Here is a 17,431-nt window from a genome sequence, read left to right as displayed (position 1 = left end):
ACCCTTTTGCTTTCTGCAGCTAATTAAAAAATAACCTCCATAGAGATGGAGGTTATTGAACATTAATTCTCTTCTTCCCAAATGGGAGCTAGTTCACTTGCAGATTGAATGGCAACAATCATACTTTTTTCATCAGCAATGTTTTTTCCAGCAATGTCAAAGGCCGTTCCGTGATCAACAGAAGTACGAATGATACCACCTTTTAAGCCAACTGTGATATTTACACCTTCTTCAATTCCCATTACTTTAATCGGCGCATGTCCTTGATCATGATAACATGCTACAACAATATCAAAGTCTCCGCGTCCCGCTCTAAAGAAAAGTGTGTCAGCCGGATAAGGACCTTCCACGTGAATGCCCTCTTTTTGTGCTTGTTGGATACCCGGAAGCAGTTTCTCTTCCTCTTCCCCGTAACCAAACAATCCGTTTTCACCTGCGTGAGGATTGATGCCACATACCGCTACTCTTGGAGTTTCAATACCGGCATTTTTTAACGTTTCATGTGCAAGTTTCACAACTTTATACGTTCGTTCTGGCGTGATACTTTCAATTGCTTTAATTAAGCCAACATGCGTCGTTAAGTGAATCACACGTAGATTTGGTGTTGTCAGCATCATAGAATAGTCTTCTGTATCTGTTAATGTTGCAAGAATCTCCGTGTGACCTGGATAAAGATGACCTCCTTTATGAAGAGCCTCTTTATTTAATGGTGCTGTACAAATCGAATTGATTTCATGCGCTTGAGCTAATGATACGGCTTTCGCCAAGTATTGATAAGCTGCATCTCCCACAACGGCTGCCACTTCACCAAATGCCGTATCCTCTGGCAATAAGTCTAAATCAATGATATCAACCGTTCCGTGACTAAATTGTGCTTGTGCAGGTTCACTTACGACATTGACCTTCACTGAAGCACCTGTAATACGTACTGCTTTTTCGATGATTTTCGCATCACCGATAACGAGCGGACGGCATTCTTCGTAAACAGTGGAATGGCTTAATGCCTTTACAATGATTTCCGGCCCGATCCCTGCTGCATCACCCATTGTAATTCCAACGATTGGTTTCGTCTTACTCATTTTTTCTCACCCTTTAACTTTTCGATGGAATGAATCAAGACATCTTCTTGACCAAATCCACCTGCTTTTGTTATTGCAAAAAGTCCTTTTACACCAATGAAAGTTGAAATTGGTACCCCTACTTCAAGTTCATCGTACAATTGGAACCCTGTTACGCGCCAATGTTCACAGATTTTTTTCGCTGTGTCTCCACCAGTCATAACGACACCTTGGAAAAGCTTGGCTCTTAACAGCCTTGCAGAAATTTCGCCCATCATGTGAACGATTTCGCTGCTTGTTTCTGAATACGTATAGCCATTCAAATTACCTACCCGGCGTGCGTGCTCAATGTCATTTTTTTCACCAGCAGAATATAGAACAACATCATGTCCCTCAAAAGCAAGTTTTTTAGCTGTACAATAGACTCTTTCTACTTCAGCTCTTCTCGTCTCATCATCTGAAACAGCTTTATGGGAAGCCACTTCAATCGCTTCTACTGATTTGTTGTTCAGTAGTTGCTTTAACTGCTTTCGAGACTGCACATTTACACTTCCAACAACCGTCAATACAGATTTCTTGCGATTTGGAATCTCCAACGCGTTTTCCGTCTTTTCCAAACCATAATGTTCAGGAAGATGGTTGGCTAAACCAGCAGAACCAACAAGACCTATTTTAAAGGGTGTTCGCTTCATCTCTTTTAATAGAAGTTTTAAGTCTTCATCTATTTCCGAATCAATAACAACATAAACAATTCGATCTTCCTTCAATTGATTAAGTTTGTCATGAAATAAACTGGTATCTCTTAATTCAGATACTGTCACAAGTCCTACTTCTGTATCCAGTTGATCTCCTATTAATGTTGGTAAGTGAGATTCTACTACTGGCGTTACCGGGTCATTCGCAATTTCCGTTTCCCCTAGTTTGCGCCCATTTAAATAATGATATCCCTCAATGACCGTTCGACCATTCGTCGGATAACCCGGTGCAATAAAGATAAAGTCCTGTTGATACTCTCCTTGAAAACCTAACAGTTCCGCCCCAATATTTCCGCGCATGGTCGAATCTATCTTTTTATAAATATTGGTGACGCCTTGTTTTAGTAAGAATCTTGTCACACTTGATACAATGTCTTCGGCTTTATCAGCACGAATAGCACGACTATCTGTATCAAAAACAACGGCATCATTATCACCAAGATAGCGCTTATCTTCTTTAAAGAAAACAGATGTTTTCAATCCATATTTCGCTAATTGAACACCACTATCATTAGCACCTGTTAAGTCGTCTGCGATAATTGCTAAATTCATAATTCCTCTCCTTTAGTCATCCACTACATCGTTGCATTTATCTCATTTATAGGCTTACCGGTTTTCTTCTCTAGTCGCCGCGCTAGTATTCCTATAAAGACAGGTAATAAAATCGCGGTTGTTACAACACTTGCCGCTACTTGTACCGTTGCAATTTCAGCCATCGGCATGAATGATGCGTTTGCTGTGGCGATAGCCATTGGTGTACCTACTGCGTTTCCAGCTGTTGAGCCTTCCGCTGTTCCAACAATCGGGTTCCACCCAATCCATTTGAAAATAAAATAACCAATTCCACCAGTAAGCAATACGGTTAGTACACCTAGTAAAATTCCACTAATACCACCTTGAATAATCGCTGTGAAGTTAATCCCCATTCCTAGTGAAAAAGCAAAGAATGGAACGAGTTTGTCGCTGCCTTTGTAAAGAAACTCACCCATGTCTTTATCGATATTACCGATTGCAATACCAATTAAAAGCGGGAGCAATACTGCTACAAAGTCAAGTGGAGAAAACATCCCTTGAGCAAAGCCCATTGTTCCGAAGATTGCTAACGCTACCATTGTTAAAAATGGACCGTCACTTAAAGCTAAAAATGGATAAGCCGCTTTATCATCTTCTTTTCCGTACTGTCCAGCTAAAGCAATATATAAACCACCATTTGAATTCGTCATTGCTGCGATGATCGCAATTGGCGCTAATCCTAAGAACAAGCCATTTGAATCCGCTAAGATTAGTGCGAGTAAACCGACACCTGCTCCAATTCCCCATTTAAACGAGAGAAGCGTTAATCCTTTTTTCACCGATGTTCCTGCTGTTTTAAATGTAATCTGTGTTCCAGCAATTAATAAAAACAAAGCAATTAGTGCGCCTGAACTATTAACGAATAGAGCTTCTGTAAAACCACCAATTCTTAATGCATTTGGAAAGAATGTATTAATTGTCGCAGCTAGTAATAGCGGGACAACCATCATGCCTCCTGGGACTCGGTCCAAAAAAGCTTTAATCTTCATATCGTTACTCCTCCTCTATTTAAAAACGCTTTCACTTATAAGTTACTTGCATCATAAAAGAAATCGAACAATATTGCAACACATTTTTGTAAAATTAATTCCATAAAATAAAAAGTGTTTAATAATGCAACAGTTATACAAATAAAAAAAGCCTAAAGAATTTAATCTTTAAGCTTTCTCCACAGCGTTGCTCGGTTGATACCTAACCGCTTTGCTGCTTGGGTTTGATTTTGATTTTCCTCTTGTAGCACTTGAGCAATAATCGCTTTTTCCATTTCTTTTAACGTTCCATTAATTGGAAACGTTTGTTTTTGCTCGGTTGTTTCAACGACCGATTTAATTACTTCTTTACTTAATAGGTACTCTTTTTCATCCATCGTTGCATTCTTAATCACTTCTCTTAATGTTCTAATGTGATGCTTATAAGACACGTTCTCCAAATAAGCAATAGCCTCCTCGGAGATACCAACAGGCCTTGTTCCATAAATTTGATGGAAATCGGCTAAGAAAAATGTTGCTAAATCACCCATGTCTTCTTTCCGATCTGCTAAAACCGGCATATGGACATGTTTCAATTCCCATGCTTCAAGCTGGTCCTCATCCCACCTCGCAGACGTGTGCATAATGAGTCGAAAGGAGTTTGCTTTCCTTTTCTGTAAACATGCAGACAAAAGTTCTTGATGTTCATCTATAGAAAATTGATTTAACACAATGGTTCTTGGTTTTTTTGTAAGCAAGTGCTCTAAATCCTGCAATAAAAACACATCGGCATCGATTTCCACATAGGGCTCTTCTCTATTTTCCAGTATATGAAGTTGTCTTGTCAGAAACGTTTTTCCTGTACCCCGTTCACCTGAAATAACAACAGCTTCATTTTTCTTAAATAAATGTTGCAATAGTCTAAACCGATTTGCAGATGGAACCGATGACATTGCAACAGGTTCTTTTTTCATAATCGTCTTTTCTGTCACACCTTTAAGGTTTAAGACAGGATGCAAGCGACTTAATACGTATACTTTATAGCGTTTATCAAGTAACATCCCTCTTACTTGAAGACGCCCCTGTTCTTTTGTATAAAACTCCTTGATTGATTCATTAATAGCCAGGCTTGTGTGTAATAGCGACCATTCCGATTCTTCTAGCGGGTCACGAAAATCTTGAAAATGCTTATACAACAAGGTCTCGTCTTCATCAAACATAATAATGTTACGATGTTCCTCAATAAGCAACGATTTCATTACGTGGTTAATAATTGTCTGCCTCGACAACGTTTGTATTAAGTATATCGCTTCTTCAATCGCCCGAGCTACAGACTCTTTCCCTGATTGAAGCAACATCCCTTTCAATCCAACCTCATGAGATGTATTAATCGTAATGACATCTCCTAGTATATGACTATAACCTGCCTGCTTCAGTTTAAGTAAGAGCGATGTAACCTCGTTTGCTGAATGAATCGTATAGACATTGATTGGCAAATGTAAAAGCTTAATAATTGCCGCCGCTCCAGCTGTAATGTTCTGAAAGCCTACAATAGCTGTTTTTTCATTTAATTTACTCGCTAGCGTTAAAGATCTTGTTAAATCATATCCAGAAAGTTGAATATCAATAACCGGAATAGACACCGCTTTTTTTATTAGCTTTGCTGTGCCGCCTCGACTAATAATGAGATCAATTCCATCTTCTTGTTTCTCCAACGCAATCTCTAGCCCTTTTTGTAAATCCCCAACAGAATACGTAATGTCAGCAGATGGAAAAAGCGGAATACACTCGCTCAAAACGGAAACCATCGCAGAATAAGGTGCGACAATATGAATGCGTACCAAGTTTATCTGCTCCTTCATCTGTATCAATTTTTACTATCATTGAAACACACTCATTACAAAAATGATAGGTAGCAACAGTTGAAAACCATATTTCTTATCAATTTTGCAGTAAATTTACGGATAATCGTAACAAAACGTACGAAATCTAAAAAGGATATTGAATGATCTCTATCATTCCTATATATTTAGAAATTGGTGAATGCACTCATTTGTTAATGAGTAAATAGAATTGAGGTTTGTTTTCATGAAACAAGTTTCTGAACTGCGATCATATTCGTTAATTATTCTCGGTACATTTATTGTCGCCTTAGCGTTTAATCTTTTCATGCTTCCAGCTAGTTTAGCAGCTGGAGGAGTAAGTGGAATTAGCATTATCTTAAATGACTTATACGGCTTTACACCCGCCGTGGTGCAGCTGATTATTAATGTGCCTCTTTTCTTTGTCGGCTACGCCATTCTCGGCAAAAGCTTTAGTGCTAAAACACTCGTTGGCACCTTTATACTACCTGTATTTATATGGCTTACATCCTTCAAGACTTTTTCTGTTACCGATCCATTTCTCGCTTCCGTCTATGGAGGTATTCTTTTCGGCGTGGGGCTTGGGCTAGTTTTTAAAGGAAATGGATCAACCGGTGGAACCACAATCATTAGTCAAATTATGCGGAAGTATTTTAATGTTTCAAGTGGTTTTGCTCAACTCATTATTGACGGCATTATTGTCGTTGCCGCAATGATTGTCTTTAATTTAGAGCTTGCTCTTTATGCAATGGTCGCATTGTTTATTGGAAGCAAGGTTATTGATTTCGTGCTTTTACGTTCAACCAACTCAAAGCTCGTTCTCATTATAACGGAGCATGATCAAGTAGTGACCGATCTCATTTACAATGAAATCGACCGCGGCGTAACCAAAGTTTGGTCCGAAGGCGGTTACTCTAAAGCAAGAAAATCATTATTATTTAGTGTTGTTGATCAGTCTGAAGCCGTTTATTTAAAAGAACTAATTCAAACGCATGATTCAAATTCGTTTGTTGTCTTCTTAAGCGCTTCTGAAATCATTGGAAAAGGGTTTTCGTTACCTAAAAGTTAAAGCAGCTTCAGCCTGCTTTAGCTTTTTTGTTTAGAAAAACGTCTGCCGTGTGCTACATCTCATAGGTTGCGACCAAATGAGATTGAATAATATAACGGTCGGGTGCCGCGCCTACGTATTGGAATGGATAACAGGTTGTAATCGTTAACGTTGCTTCGTCTTTTTTCACAATCACCGTTCGATCTTCTGCATCTGTGATCCAAGTGTCATCAATTTCATAAACATATTGAAACCCTTCGAATTCCACTATTAGCTGATCCCCTATGACCAATTCGCCTAATTCAGAAAACACCGTATCTCGATGACCACTCAATACGGTATGCCCTTTTTCATCTGGCGTAGTTGTCCATTCACTAACATACATGCCGACTCCTCGATTGAGTGTCGCATCGTCTGTGCCCCAGAACGTTTCATAGGTTTTGTTTAGCTGAGGAATGGATAACTGACCAATGTTTTCACCATTTGAATAGTGTGTGATCTGATCGTTCGATTGTGGTTCTGTTGACGAAGATGGACGCTCGCCTTCAACTTCTGGAATAACGCTTCTCTGATTAAGAGAAGTACCATGAGCCTCCTCAAGTAAATGTCCACTTGCCATTGGCTGAACAGATTGGGTACTTTGCCACCATTGATACGAGAAAAATATAGCGATAGCCAAACCGATTAGGATGACACTGTTATAAACTTTCTTCATACGATCACCTCGCTTCATCAAGCATACCGTACATAAATGCAAAAACACAAATGATTCCATAAACTCCTATAGCTTTTAAAAGGGGGTGAAGTTTACTATACTAATAATAAAACGAGGTGAGCCACTAATGGAAAACCATTTTCTTTCTGATAAAGATGGTCTAGCATTACTAAGTACACTAGAAAATCGCTTTCAAGCGAATCAACAACGTCATCTATCGATTGAATGGACAACAGTTAAAGAGAGATTACTGAATCACCCTGAAACACTTTGGTCTCTAAATCAAATGGAAATTACCGGCGGAGAACCTGACGTGGTTTTTTATGATGCTAAGCAAGACCTCTACACTTTTGTTGACTGTTCAAAAGAAAGTCCTGCGGGGAGGAGAAGCGCCTGTTACGACAAGGCCGCCCTAGACGCTAGAAAAGCAAATAAACCTACTCTCAATGTAATAGACACCGTAAAGGCAATGGGCACCTCTTTACTCACAGAAACGCAATACCGCGCTCTACAAGAACTTGGTGATTTTGATACTAAGACATCCAGTTGGGTACAAACACCAGTGGATATAAGAGAGCGAGGCGGGGCACTTTTTTGTGACTATCGCTTCGGACATGTCTTTGTCTATCATAATGGTGCATCATCGTATTATAGTGCGAGAGGGTTTCGAGTAGCCATAACGATATAAAAAGGAGAGCATACCTATGCAAAAAGTAACACCTTTTTTAATGTTTCAAAACAACGATGCCGAAGAGGCAATGACGTTTTATACAAGTCTGATTGAGGATGCTTCGATTAAGGAAATTGCACGGTACGATGAAAAAGGGCCAGGAAAACCAGGGTCCGTCATTCAAGCAGTTTTTACGTTAAAAGGACAAGATTTTATGTGCATCGACAGCCACGTAAAACATGCATTTGATTTCACGCCATCTTTTTCAATCTACCTAACATGTGATAGCGAACTAGAAATTAACCGGCTCTACTACACTCTGGCAGAAGGTGGACAAGCGTTAATGCCGCTTGATAACTATGGGTTTAGTAAATGTTTTGGCTGGGTTAATGACAAGTTTGGTGTCTCGTGGCAGCTCACATTCCCTCATTAAAAATAACGGGTGTTACCCGTTATTTTTGTACAACCAAGTGAGGGAGTAGATTCTCAACGGTCGAAAGCGGTTTATAGAGCCAACTGCCTTTTTCAAACAGTTTGTGTCGCTCGTACACACCTTCATGGTATGCCCTTTCGTTCATACGAATGCGCGTCATTCGATCCATTTCAATCCTCCGTTCGCTTTTTCGTGTTAAACTAAAAGAAATGTCCAGAAGGGAGACCATATGAATCAGAAAACTATTACATTTTTTGAGTTTAACTGGGTTGATGCTGTTCTTAACGTCTTCTTATATGGAAGTCTTGCTTTTGTTCTTGTTTTACTAATTGTCCTTATTAAAAAACGCTTTTTCCTTAAACGACATTAGCGATGTTTTCTTTTACATATTGCCTCATCTCTTCATGACTAAGATACGTTAAAAATTCGCTTTTATGAACGAGTTTAATTGCACTAATTTCCCCATCTACCGGCTTAAGGTAGTCTACATTCCCTGTAAACTCAACTAGAAAAATTGTTGTTTCTTGCGCGCTGTAGCCAATCTTTTCTTGCATATCAGGAGGGAATGAAAAGTGTAGCTTGGCATCAAACTTGTTACAGATCGTAAAAGCAGTTGACCCTGTCTCTTCATAAAGCTCTCGCAAAATAGCCGCTTCCAACGATGGATCGCTTTTTTCAACCCCACCTTTGACGATATCCCACTCATCGTTGATCTTCATTTCCCCATTCAACGTATGCTGCCACGACTTACACACAACAATGTAAGCATCGCCTTGATGAATGATGGCTCCAACTGCTTGGCGAATCATTGTTTTCCCTCATTTCTATTCACCCATTAATAAAGACGTTTTGTGTAGCTTTCTTGTAACGATCGTTCAATGTCCTGCTCTGTTTGTTGACCGACAGTCGCATGAGCACGTAACATCCTTGCAGGTGATGGAAGCTCTTCTTTCTCGACCCATGTCTCAGGCTTCCATAGACTAGAACGAAGAAAGGCTTTCGCACAATGAACATAGCATTCGTTCACGCGAACGAGCACACCAAAGCGTGGCGTTTTTCCTTTTGCCACGCATGCCTTAAGCAAGCTCGGGTCACGGCAAATGAAAGCTTCCCCATTCACACGCAACGTTTCTCCTAATCCAGGAATGAAGAAAATCAAACCAACATGAGGATTTTCAATTATATTGTGGGCAGAATCCATGCGCTTATTTCCAGGTCTTTCGGGAATGAACAAATGATGCGCATCAATTACATGAACAAATCCCCTATCGTCTCCTCTAGGTGTGACATCACATTCACCCTCTTTATTAGAGGATGCCATTGTTAAAAATGGCGAGGCTTGAATAAACGACACACATTGTTCATCTAAATAGGAAATCACTTTATTTGCTGCCATCTCGCTTGGCTTTCCAACTTCTTCACAAAAAGCCTCAAATTCATTTTGACTGGTTATAATCTCTGTAAATGCCATGATACGCTCTCCTTCTTAGTGAAAATGAAAGGCATCTTGTATGTGTTGAGCCACTTCATCTGGACATAACGATGTATTATTGATCCGTACATACTGCTTTTTGTTTATTTCGCCCTCTTTTGAGTTTAAGCGATGGCTTTCGGCTGTTTCTTTTAACTCAGTCTCTGAAAAAACGACGTCTCGCTTTGTTGGTTTCTTTTCAAGACGGTGGTCACTTTTATTTCGTACTAAGCGCTCCTCTAACGATGCTTCCAGCTCAACAAAGTACACACGTCCACCCTGCTCCTCAAAGATAGCAGAGATGTCTGCAATATAATCCCAATCTTTCTGCAAATCAAACGCCCACACATAGGTGAAAATCAAACCCTTTAAATCGCTTTTGGCAGCGGCTTGAAAGATTTCCCTCCGAAATTGATTCACGAGTCGCCACGTTTCATCTGTAAAACCAAGAACAGGAGCAACGGCATCAATCGTCATATGATTGTGAAACAACTTCATGCCCGTTTTCTTTGCTAATGCTTCTCCAACCGTCATTTTTCCAACAGCTTGCGGGCCAAATAGAATAATAAGATCAGCCATTTTGTTTCCCCCCTTACACTAGTCCAAGCTCATAATGATGAAACTGCTCGTCCCGTTTATAGCCATGTTTTTCATATAACCGCTGTGCAGGTAGGTTGTCAGGTGCGGTGCTAAGAGCGATACTCACTGCACTCGTTTCTAATGCATAGGCTTTTGCCCTATCAAGAAGGGCTGCTGCTACACCTTTTCCCCGTGCATCCTTATGTACATATAAATCATTTAAAATCCACGCTTTCGCCATTGAAATAGATGAGAATGTTGGGTAAAGCTGGGCGAATCCTAAGTAAGCGTTATCCTCCTTCACCATAAAAAGGACCGAATCCCCCTGTTCGAAGCGATTACGCATGAACCCTCGCGCACCATCGATATGATCTTCTTGTTGATAAAATTTTCTATACTCATTAAATAATTGCGCAATTCCCTCTAAATCTTTCAATGTTGCTTCCCTCACTACCATAAAGACACTCCCCTTTTGACACATTATACAGGATTAGTAAGGGAGTTTCATTTATCAATTACTCTCTCTCTTATGAAAAAGGTATTATAATGAAAGGAAAAACAATGATCATTTAGGAGAACATACTATGAGTAAGATACTATTCCATTCAACTGTAATCGTCCTTTTGGTTTGTCTACTTATCGTACGATTTGTCTTTAATAAAGAAGGGGATTGGTTCTATTTAGCTGTTATTGGGCTACTTGTTTTAAGACCTATAGGCAACTTTTATTTAGATAGAAAAAGGCGTTCTGATTGAACGCCTTTTTCTACTTCATCCTTTTCTTTGATTCTCGATAACAAAGTATAGTTATTTCTAGCAGATCATCCTTATAGGACAATTCACGAGAACCAATGACGTAACCCCATCCATCAAGTAGTAAAACATCCTTTTCATTTGGTACAAAGAGTTGATGATCAGATTCAATAATCTTTAAACTTGTGTTTTTATTATCATCAAGCTTGTACAGTAGTCTTGTTTTCACATTCTCACCCCTATTTCATCTTACGGGTTAGATGTAGACAGGTTTCATTCACCGTCTAGTCATGCTATGCGTGAAGTTAACTTGTTAAACAAGTAAATCAGCGTTACCACGAAATAAACAACTAAAGTAAGTATGGTCACGAATGGTTCAACCTCGTTTGTTAAAGTATTATGGAAACTGCATCTGTTAAAAGGCTTTAAATGAACAATCAATCACAACAAAAAAAAGAATTTGTATCAGTTAGATACAAATTCTTTTTTTATCGACGAAAACTACAAAAATGCCAGAACTGTCTAACCACCTTACACAGGTAAACTTCTTCGACAATCGTTCCATTGTGACATTCACATCAGCTGTCATCTTTTCCAATTCATCATAGACTGTCTCGATAGTAGTTTCCAACGCTTCACGTCTAGGATCTTCTTCTTTTAATCGACCGAATACAAATGGATTTTTCATTCTTTCACACCTCCTATCTCATAGAATAGAGTGTGACGTAAGGTAGCTGTCTACTGTATTTTCCAGTTGTTTCTTTCGTTCGTTGAATTCTACTATTTTATTCTTTTTTTGGGACGTGAGCACCGACCATATCCAATGCTTCAAATTCTTCTTTTAAAATGGCATAGTAATATTCATCCCACCATCCACTTTCATGCGGGATGCATTTCTTAAAATAACCTTCTCTTCTCATACCTACTTTTTCCATCACTCTCCAGGACGGCACGTTTTCAGGTTGACAAGTAGCTATAACTCGATGTAAATTCAAGTTTTCAAACCCATATTTCAGAACGGCATATGCCGCTTCGGATGCATAACCTTTGTTTTGATAGTTCGGATGAAACACCCATCCTATTTCGAAGGTGTGAGAACCAAAATAATCATGGAACACGACATGACCAATTAGGGCCTGATCTTTCTTTAAGAGTACTGGAAAACGCTTTGCACCGTCACCACTATTATTTAGAATCAATTGTTTTGTTTCGTCTTTAGAAAGTACACCTTCTGGCATGTAATACATCGTAGCAGCATCAGAGGTGTAACGGTAAACCTCTTCCCAATCATCATCTAGAAACGTACGAATGGTTACTCTATCTGTACGTATATCCACTCTATATCCCTCATTCCAGTAGAAGTCGAGTAACTCTGTAGCCCTTCATCATGGGCGTTTAAAAACACAGCGGAACCTATGAAGGCTCAAATGCTCCATTCACCGTTTGCCATTAGTAGAACTTCTTTTTGTTCTACTAACCCAAAAACATTCATTGAATCATCACCTATCATCATATCTTTATGAACAGCAGAGGTATTCATCCCTAAAGCTGTCAACTCTTCTTTCGTCTTAAGAGACCCATTTAAAATCGTATCGCTGTACGCTTGGCCAAAAGCAATTTGACTAGCAGCATTTTCATCTTATAATGTACTCCAAGCAGTTCCTCTTGTTTTAGCTATACTTGAATTCGCTGAAGTACATACTGTTATTTATAGTAAGACCCCCTTTTTTATAACCGAATGGAGCCATAATGATGTCGGCCTTCAAAAAGAAACGAAAGGATACTTTCATAATAAGGAACAAATTCATTTTGCTGAATTAGCTTTAAAATTTCTTCCTTAGAAGCCCATTTCGCTGCTTTCACCTCTTCAGTCTGTAACACCAATTTAGTTAGATCAATATCATGTTCAATTAGGTAATAATCGTCGTAGCCACGGTCAAAATTAATTGTAAAGTGCGGACGAATCGTTCTAAAGTCATATGAGATACCTAACTCCTCGAATAGCTCTCTCGAAGCAGCCTGTTGACTTGTATCGCCTGCAACGGCACTGCCCCCACACGTGATATCCCACAAGTTTGGCCATCCATGCTTGAAAGGTTGACGCTGCTGAATAAGCATGTCTCCTTTTGAATTGAAGATGCATACGTGTACAACTAAATGAAATTCATCTAGTTCCATTGGATCTCCACGCATGATTTGTTTCTCTAGTTTCGTTCGATGCCTATCATACAAATCCCATTTCTCCATTTTTAAACTCCTTCATTTCAAGAAAGATACGATCATTCGTTTTCTTACAATTCCACTACTCTATTCAAATCAGCCGTTGGACGCAGGTTCCCTTTTCACTAAATTCTACAAGAAAAGAACCAATCCCTTCCGCAGTTATTGATGCTCCGTTATGTACGATGAAAGAAGTGCTCATTTTATAAAAGCAGACAATCTACAAAAAGGCGCCAGGAAGACCTTCCTGGCGACACTTCTTTTCCATATTGCGGAACCCTAATAAGGAATTCTTTCATTACACCTGCATAGAAATATATTTTACTTCGAGATACTCTTCTATTCCCCAATGACCACCTTCACGACCAAGTCCACTCTCTTTCATACCACCAAAAGGCGCTTGCGCAACAGAAGGTAACCCGTCGTTCAGCCCAACAATTCCGTATTCAAGTGCTTCTGAAATGGTAAAGGCTTCGCTTATATTCGTTGAATATACGTAAGCGGCTAAACCAAAAGGGGTATCGTTTGCCCGTTGAATGACTTCATCGACTGATTGGTACGTCGTAATTGGCGCAAGTGGACCAAACGTTTCTTCATTCATACAAAGCATATCGTCAGTTGCATCCATAACGACAACTGGTGTCTGATAATAACCATTTGTCTCTTCAGGTTCTTGTCCATAGATAAGTGTTGCGCCTTTTTCTTGCGCATCTCTAAGATGGTTCTGAACCTTGTCTACCGCGCTTTGATTGATAAGGGGACCGATTGTTGAATGGTCAGCTAAGCCATTACCTGTCTTCAACTGTTTGACAGCCTGAACAAATGCTTCTGAAAAACTGTCTTTAATGGATTCGTGTACGTACACGCGGTTGGCGCATACACACGTTTGACCACCGTTTCGATATTTTGAACCAATTAATCCATCTACTGCATTTTCGATATCAGCATGTTGGGTGACAATAAACGGTGCATGTCCCCCAAGCTCAAGGGAGAGCTTTTTAACTGTATCCGCAGCCTGTCTCATTAATAATTTTCCGACTGCCGTTGAACCGGTAAACGACACTTTGCGAACCCGATCATCGTTCATCCACGCTTCTCCAATTTCTTTCGCGTCTCCTGTAATGACATTTATAACACCTTTTGGAATTCCTGCTTCTAAAGCAAGATCGGCCAGGCAATAGGCAGTAAACGGCGTCAATTCTGAAGGCTTGACGACAGCGGTACAGCCAGCGGCTAACGCTGGTCCTAATTTACGCGTGAGCATCGCTGCTGGAAAGTTCCATGGTGTGATTGCTGCAATAACGCCAATGGCCTGCTTTTGAACGAATATTCGCTTATTCGGAGCACTTGCGGGTACCGTTTCTCCATAAATCCGCTTACCTTCTTCCGCATACCATGAAAGAAAACTATTGGCGTAACGAATTTCACCAATGGCTTCTTCTAATGGTTTACCTTGCTCCATTGTCATCCCTTCACCAAGGGTCTTTTCATCTCGTCTTATCAATTCGTGCCATTTCAGCAAATATTCGCTTCGCTCAGCAGCGGTTTTACGTTGCCAAGCTTTTAGTGCAGAAGCGGCAGCATCTACGGCTTGCTTCGCTTCTTCCTGCCCTGCTTTGGCAATCGTTCCAATGATTTCTTTGGTGGCGGGATTTTCTACTTCAATGGTTTGATTTGTCCAAACGTCTCCATTGTTAATAAATAGAGCTCGATTCATATTACGCACTCCTTTTTTCATTCTGATCTTTTACAAAGGTTTCATCGTTTTCTCCATCAAAGAACTGCTTTCCATAAATCAGTAAACATAAAATGACACCTGCAGCAAAAGCCCAAGCCGCACCTTTTACTGCTAAAATAGCCGCTATTACGCCAGCGATCCCTAAATCGCGCTGGCTTTTCGCTTCTAAAATCCCGATTCGAACGCTTACATAGCCTTGGATTAATAAGGTTAGCGCCATTGCCACTCCAAGAATTGGCTCAACTAAGCTTACAATTGGTAATAATAATAGGCCTGTATTTGTCCCTAATCGGAATGAACCCATTCCACCAAAGATGGAATGCATCGATTTCTTTCCTTCTTTAAAACGCTCAGTAATCACAACTTGCATGGCCGCCCACGTTGGTCCTGCCATCGTTACATCAGGACCAATTATGCTCATAAAGCTATTACGCCCACCAAATATAAGATGAGCACGGTTCGGGTTGTAATCGACTTTTTCATCTTCGCGTACTTCATCCGCCTCTTTAAGAATGGCTTTTGCTTGGAGAATATCGCCAAATAAAACGAGGTAAGCAGCAAATACAGTTGGCAAACAGGTTAAGAACATCATAAGCGGCGGAAAACCAACCCCAAACAAGGTGTATTCATTCCAAAGGGTAATAAAGTCAGGCTTCGAGAACCCCCACTCAATTGATGGCCAAGGTGCCTCACCGAATAAGGGTGCAACCACAACGGCAAGAAGAATGATAGGTAAGATTCCTAGTTTCCCTACTAAACCGTAAATGCCACCGCTTGTTTTCAGACGTTGAAAATGCTTTGAAAACATTAGATAAAAGCCAATACCGATTGCAATTGAGATGGTCCACGGAAACGACTCAAAACGACCTCCTACTTCGAAAATCGTAATCACCGCAATAATTCCTGCTCCTAAAATAACACCCGATTTAATCGCACTAGGAACATATCGAACCACCTTACTCGCTAAGCCCGTCGCTCCTAAAAAGATGGAAATGAGCCCTAACGTTAATTGAAACGCAATTAATGCATGAACTCGTTCATCTTCTGGAAACGAAGAGACGTAAATCATAATTAGCGGAATGGCTGGTGTAATCCAACCTGGCACAACCGGATCCCCAAGCAAATGGTGAGTTAAATAAAATAGCCCATTCAAAATAACGATGGCAAGCGCCGCCTCAAATGGCATACCGAGCAGTTCCATTAATAACGGAATGGCGGCTAAATCAACCGCACACATCAATAGCCCCTGCACATAATCTGGCCACTCAAAACGGTAATGGTAGAAGGGGACTCTTAGTTTAAACGGACCTAATGGCTGATAAGGTGTTTCCTGACCAAACTGCCGTTGTCTCCATTTCATCGTGCTGTCCTTCCTTCATATGCCGCTTGATAGATTTCATAGATTTCCTTTTTCGTTAATTGGCGTGGGTTATTTTTTAAGAGACGATCAATTTTCGACGCATCATCAGCCATTGCTTCTAAATCGCTTTTTTCAATATCAAATGCCTTCAAACTTGCAGGAATATTCACCTGTGCACATAACCGCGTCATCGCAAGAATAGCACGGTCAGCTGCGTCATTTAGACTTAGTCCTGTCGTTTCCTCTCCTAGCGCTGTTGCAATATCCCCAAGACGCTCTAGGCAAGCAGGTTTGTTTACTTCCATTACAAACGGTAATAGCAACGCATTACTCACCCCATGAGCCATATTAAAACGACCTCCTAGCGGATAGGCTAGTGCGTGCACCGCTCCTACACCGGCATTTCCAAATGCCATTCCAGCCATTAAGCTTGCTGTCGCCATTTCTTCTCTGGCCTCTAAAAAATGGGCATTTGAATATGCTTTCGGTAAACTCCGAGCGATCATCGTAATCGATTGAAGTGCGAGCGCATCTGTAAGTGGTGAGGCATTTACAGATAAATAAGCTTCAATTCCATGAACCATGGCATCAATGCCGCTTGCTGCTGTGACATGTTGTGGTGCGGTGCGGGTCATTTCAGGTGACACAATTGCCACATCAGGTAATAAGTAATCGCTCGCAATTCCCTTCTTCAATTGTGCTTCTTTGTCCGATAAAATCGCAATATTCGTGACTTCCGAACCTGTACCAGCTGTTGTAGGAATGGCGATAAGGGGTGCACCTTTCTCCGGAACGAGATCGGTGCCAACAAAGTCACTTAAGGCGCCGTCATACGTTGCATACACAGAAGCCGCCTTTGCCGTATCAATAGCACTTCCCCCACCAATTGCAATAAATCCATCGTAATTCCCTTCTAAAAAAACACGTTTACATGATTCAATGACGGCAAAAGCTGGTTCTGGTTCCACTTCCAAAAATGTACCGTATGAGACTTCGTCTAAGTGAGCACAGACTTCATCTAGCAAGCCTGCATTCGCAATAATGCGATCACTAACGATTAACGGCTTCTTCATCTTTAAGCGCTCAACCTCGTGTTTCACTTGCTTTGTAGAACCTGATCCTGTCCAAATTTTGTAAGCGCTTTTAAATTGTTGCTGATTCATCTTTACTTCCCCCTATCTTTTTATAGGTAGAAGCAAAAAGTGTGCCAACTTATGACATAGGTGTAT

22 protein-coding genes and 1 pseudogene are annotated in these 17,431 nt (G+C 40.4%); 5 read left to right on the top strand and 18 right to left on the bottom strand.

Going from position 1 to position 17,431, the window contains the following annotated elements:
* Positions 1-62 precede the first annotated feature (62 nt).
* From pdxA to FPV17_RS02025, 4 genes are all read right to left on the bottom strand, one after another.
* The gene (pdxA, locus tag FPV17_RS02040; protein ID WP_144557685.1) at positions 63-1,079 is read right to left on the bottom strand and encodes a 4-hydroxythreonine-4-phosphate dehydrogenase PdxA; all 1,017 of its coding nucleotides are present in this window, start codon (positions 1,077-1,079) and stop codon (positions 63-65) included.
* Positions 1,076-2,365, bottom strand: a complete 1,290-nt coding sequence (locus tag FPV17_RS02035) for a four-carbon acid sugar kinase family protein (RefSeq protein ID WP_035392957.1) — start codon at positions 2,363-2,365, stop codon at positions 1,076-1,078. The genes pdxA and FPV17_RS02035 overlap by 4 nt, the downstream gene beginning before the upstream one ends.
* A gap of 23 nt (positions 2,366-2,388) precedes the next feature.
* Positions 2,389-3,375 (bottom strand): 2-keto-3-deoxygluconate permease, encoded by a 987-nt coding sequence (locus FPV17_RS02030; protein ID WP_038476302.1) that lies wholly within the window; start codon positions 3,373-3,375, stop codon positions 2,389-2,391.
* 161 nt (positions 3,376-3,536) lie between these two features.
* Positions 3,537-5,198, bottom strand: coding sequence for a sigma-54-dependent transcriptional regulator (locus tag FPV17_RS02025; RefSeq protein WP_186370703.1), 1,662 nt, complete (start codon positions 5,196-5,198; stop codon positions 3,537-3,539).
* 244 nt (positions 5,199-5,442) lie between these two features.
* Here FPV17_RS02025 and FPV17_RS02020 point away from each other — a divergent pair, with 244 nt between their 5' ends.
* A complete protein-coding gene (locus FPV17_RS02020; protein WP_035392958.1) occupies positions 5,443-6,285 on the top strand; it encodes a YitT family protein in 843 nt (280 codons plus the stop codon).
* A gap of 52 nt (positions 6,286-6,337) precedes the next feature.
* Here FPV17_RS02020 and srtD read toward each other — a convergent pair whose 3' ends face one another.
* Complete coding sequence (srtD, locus tag FPV17_RS02015; RefSeq protein WP_144557682.1) at positions 6,338-6,979, bottom strand: class D sortase, LPxTATN-specific; 642 nt, start codon at positions 6,977-6,979, stop codon at positions 6,338-6,340.
* A 127-nt stretch (positions 6,980-7,106) separates the two neighbouring features.
* Between srtD and FPV17_RS02010 the strand changes: the two genes are divergently transcribed.
* The gene (locus tag FPV17_RS02010) at positions 7,107-7,667 is read left to right on the top strand and encodes a DUF4256 domain-containing protein (protein WP_144557680.1); all 561 of its coding nucleotides are present in this window, start codon (positions 7,107-7,109) and stop codon (positions 7,665-7,667) included.
* A gap of 16 nt (positions 7,668-7,683) precedes the next feature.
* Positions 7,684-8,082 carry a VOC family protein gene (locus FPV17_RS02005; RefSeq protein ID WP_144557678.1) on the top strand — a complete coding sequence of 133 codons (399 nt, stop codon included), beginning with the start codon at positions 7,684-7,686 and terminating at the stop codon, positions 8,080-8,082.
* A gap of 19 nt (positions 8,083-8,101) precedes the next feature.
* On the opposite strand, the gene FPV17_RS21640 is transcribed toward FPV17_RS02005, so the two are convergent.
* Positions 8,102-8,251, bottom strand: coding sequence for a hypothetical protein (locus FPV17_RS21640; protein WP_158331926.1), 150 nt, complete (start codon positions 8,249-8,251; stop codon positions 8,102-8,104).
* A gap of 60 nt (positions 8,252-8,311) precedes the next feature.
* On the opposite strand from FPV17_RS21640, the gene FPV17_RS21635 reads away from it, so the two are divergent.
* Positions 8,312-8,452 carry a hypothetical protein gene (locus FPV17_RS21635; RefSeq protein WP_158331927.1) on the top strand — a complete coding sequence of 47 codons (141 nt, stop codon included), beginning with the start codon at positions 8,312-8,314 and terminating at the stop codon, positions 8,450-8,452.
* Here FPV17_RS21635 and FPV17_RS02000 read toward each other — a convergent pair.
* Genes FPV17_RS02000 through FPV17_RS01985 form a run of 4 tightly spaced genes read right to left on the bottom strand, consistent with a single transcriptional unit; the run spans position 8,439 to position 10,589 of the window.
* Positions 8,439-8,891: an NUDIX hydrolase gene (locus tag FPV17_RS02000; protein WP_144557676.1), complete on the bottom strand. Its 453-nt coding sequence runs from the start codon at positions 8,889-8,891 to the stop codon at positions 8,439-8,441. The genes FPV17_RS21635 and FPV17_RS02000 overlap by 14 nt on opposite strands.
* A gap of 26 nt (positions 8,892-8,917) precedes the next feature.
* Positions 8,918-9,553, bottom strand: coding sequence for a pyridoxamine 5'-phosphate oxidase family protein (locus FPV17_RS01995; RefSeq protein ID WP_144557674.1), 636 nt, complete (start codon positions 9,551-9,553; stop codon positions 8,918-8,920).
* Positions 9,554-9,568: 15 nt separating this feature from the next.
* Positions 9,569-10,132: an ATP-binding protein gene (locus FPV17_RS01990; protein ID WP_144557672.1), complete on the bottom strand. Its 564-nt coding sequence runs from the start codon at positions 10,130-10,132 to the stop codon at positions 9,569-9,571.
* A 13-nt stretch (positions 10,133-10,145) separates the two neighbouring features.
* Positions 10,146-10,589: a GNAT family N-acetyltransferase gene (locus tag FPV17_RS01985; protein ID WP_144557670.1), complete on the bottom strand. Its 444-nt coding sequence runs from the start codon at positions 10,587-10,589 to the stop codon at positions 10,146-10,148.
* Between the two features lie 127 nt (positions 10,590-10,716).
* Here FPV17_RS01985 and FPV17_RS21630 point away from each other — a divergent pair, with 127 nt between their 5' ends.
* The gene (locus tag FPV17_RS21630) at positions 10,717-10,887 is read left to right on the top strand and encodes a hypothetical protein (RefSeq protein ID WP_186370702.1); all 171 of its coding nucleotides are present in this window, start codon (positions 10,717-10,719) and stop codon (positions 10,885-10,887) included.
* A 10-nt stretch (positions 10,888-10,897) separates the two neighbouring features.
* Here the strand turns inward: FPV17_RS21630 and FPV17_RS01980 are convergent, their stop codons facing one another.
* The 8 genes and pseudogenes from FPV17_RS01980 to FPV17_RS01945 form a co-directional block, all read right to left on the bottom strand.
* Positions 10,898-11,113 carry a hypothetical protein gene (locus tag FPV17_RS01980; protein WP_035392963.1) on the bottom strand — a complete coding sequence of 72 codons (216 nt, stop codon included), beginning with the start codon at positions 11,111-11,113 and terminating at the stop codon, positions 10,898-10,900.
* A gap of 240 nt (positions 11,114-11,353) precedes the next feature.
* Complete coding sequence (locus tag FPV17_RS01975; RefSeq protein ID WP_144557667.1) at positions 11,354-11,572, bottom strand: hypothetical protein; 219 nt, start codon at positions 11,570-11,572, stop codon at positions 11,354-11,356.
* 97 nt (positions 11,573-11,669) lie between these two features.
* Positions 11,670-12,221 (bottom strand): GNAT family N-acetyltransferase, encoded by a 552-nt coding sequence (locus FPV17_RS01970; protein WP_035392964.1) that lies wholly within the window; start codon positions 12,219-12,221, stop codon positions 11,670-11,672.
* 86 nt (positions 12,222-12,307) lie between these two features.
* Positions 12,308-12,511 (bottom strand): annotated as a pseudogene (locus FPV17_RS01965) (aminopeptidase); the annotation flags it as partial.
* A gap of 101 nt (positions 12,512-12,612) precedes the next feature.
* Complete coding sequence (locus tag FPV17_RS01960) at positions 12,613-13,131, bottom strand: NUDIX hydrolase (RefSeq protein WP_035392965.1); 519 nt, start codon at positions 13,129-13,131, stop codon at positions 12,613-12,615.
* 271 nt (positions 13,132-13,402) lie between these two features.
* Positions 13,403-14,821: an NAD-dependent succinate-semialdehyde dehydrogenase gene (locus FPV17_RS01955; RefSeq protein WP_035392966.1), complete on the bottom strand. Its 1,419-nt coding sequence runs from the start codon at positions 14,819-14,821 to the stop codon at positions 13,403-13,405.
* 1 nt (position 14,822) lies between these two features.
* Positions 14,823-16,202, bottom strand: coding sequence for a hypothetical protein (locus tag FPV17_RS01950; protein WP_144557665.1), 1,380 nt, complete (start codon positions 16,200-16,202; stop codon positions 14,823-14,825).
* Complete coding sequence (locus tag FPV17_RS01945) at positions 16,199-17,365, bottom strand: iron-containing alcohol dehydrogenase (RefSeq protein WP_144557663.1); 1,167 nt, start codon at positions 17,363-17,365, stop codon at positions 16,199-16,201. The genes FPV17_RS01950 and FPV17_RS01945 overlap by 4 nt, the downstream gene beginning before the upstream one ends.
* Between the last annotated feature and the right edge of the window lie 66 nt (positions 17,366-17,431).

The organism is Shouchella miscanthi (assembly GCF_007725405.1).
GTDB lineage: Bacteria > Bacillota > Bacilli > Bacillales > Bacillaceae_D > Shouchella > Shouchella hunanensis.
Note: the sequence above shows the minus strand (reverse complement) of the source record. Positions and strands in the feature narration are given on the sequence as shown.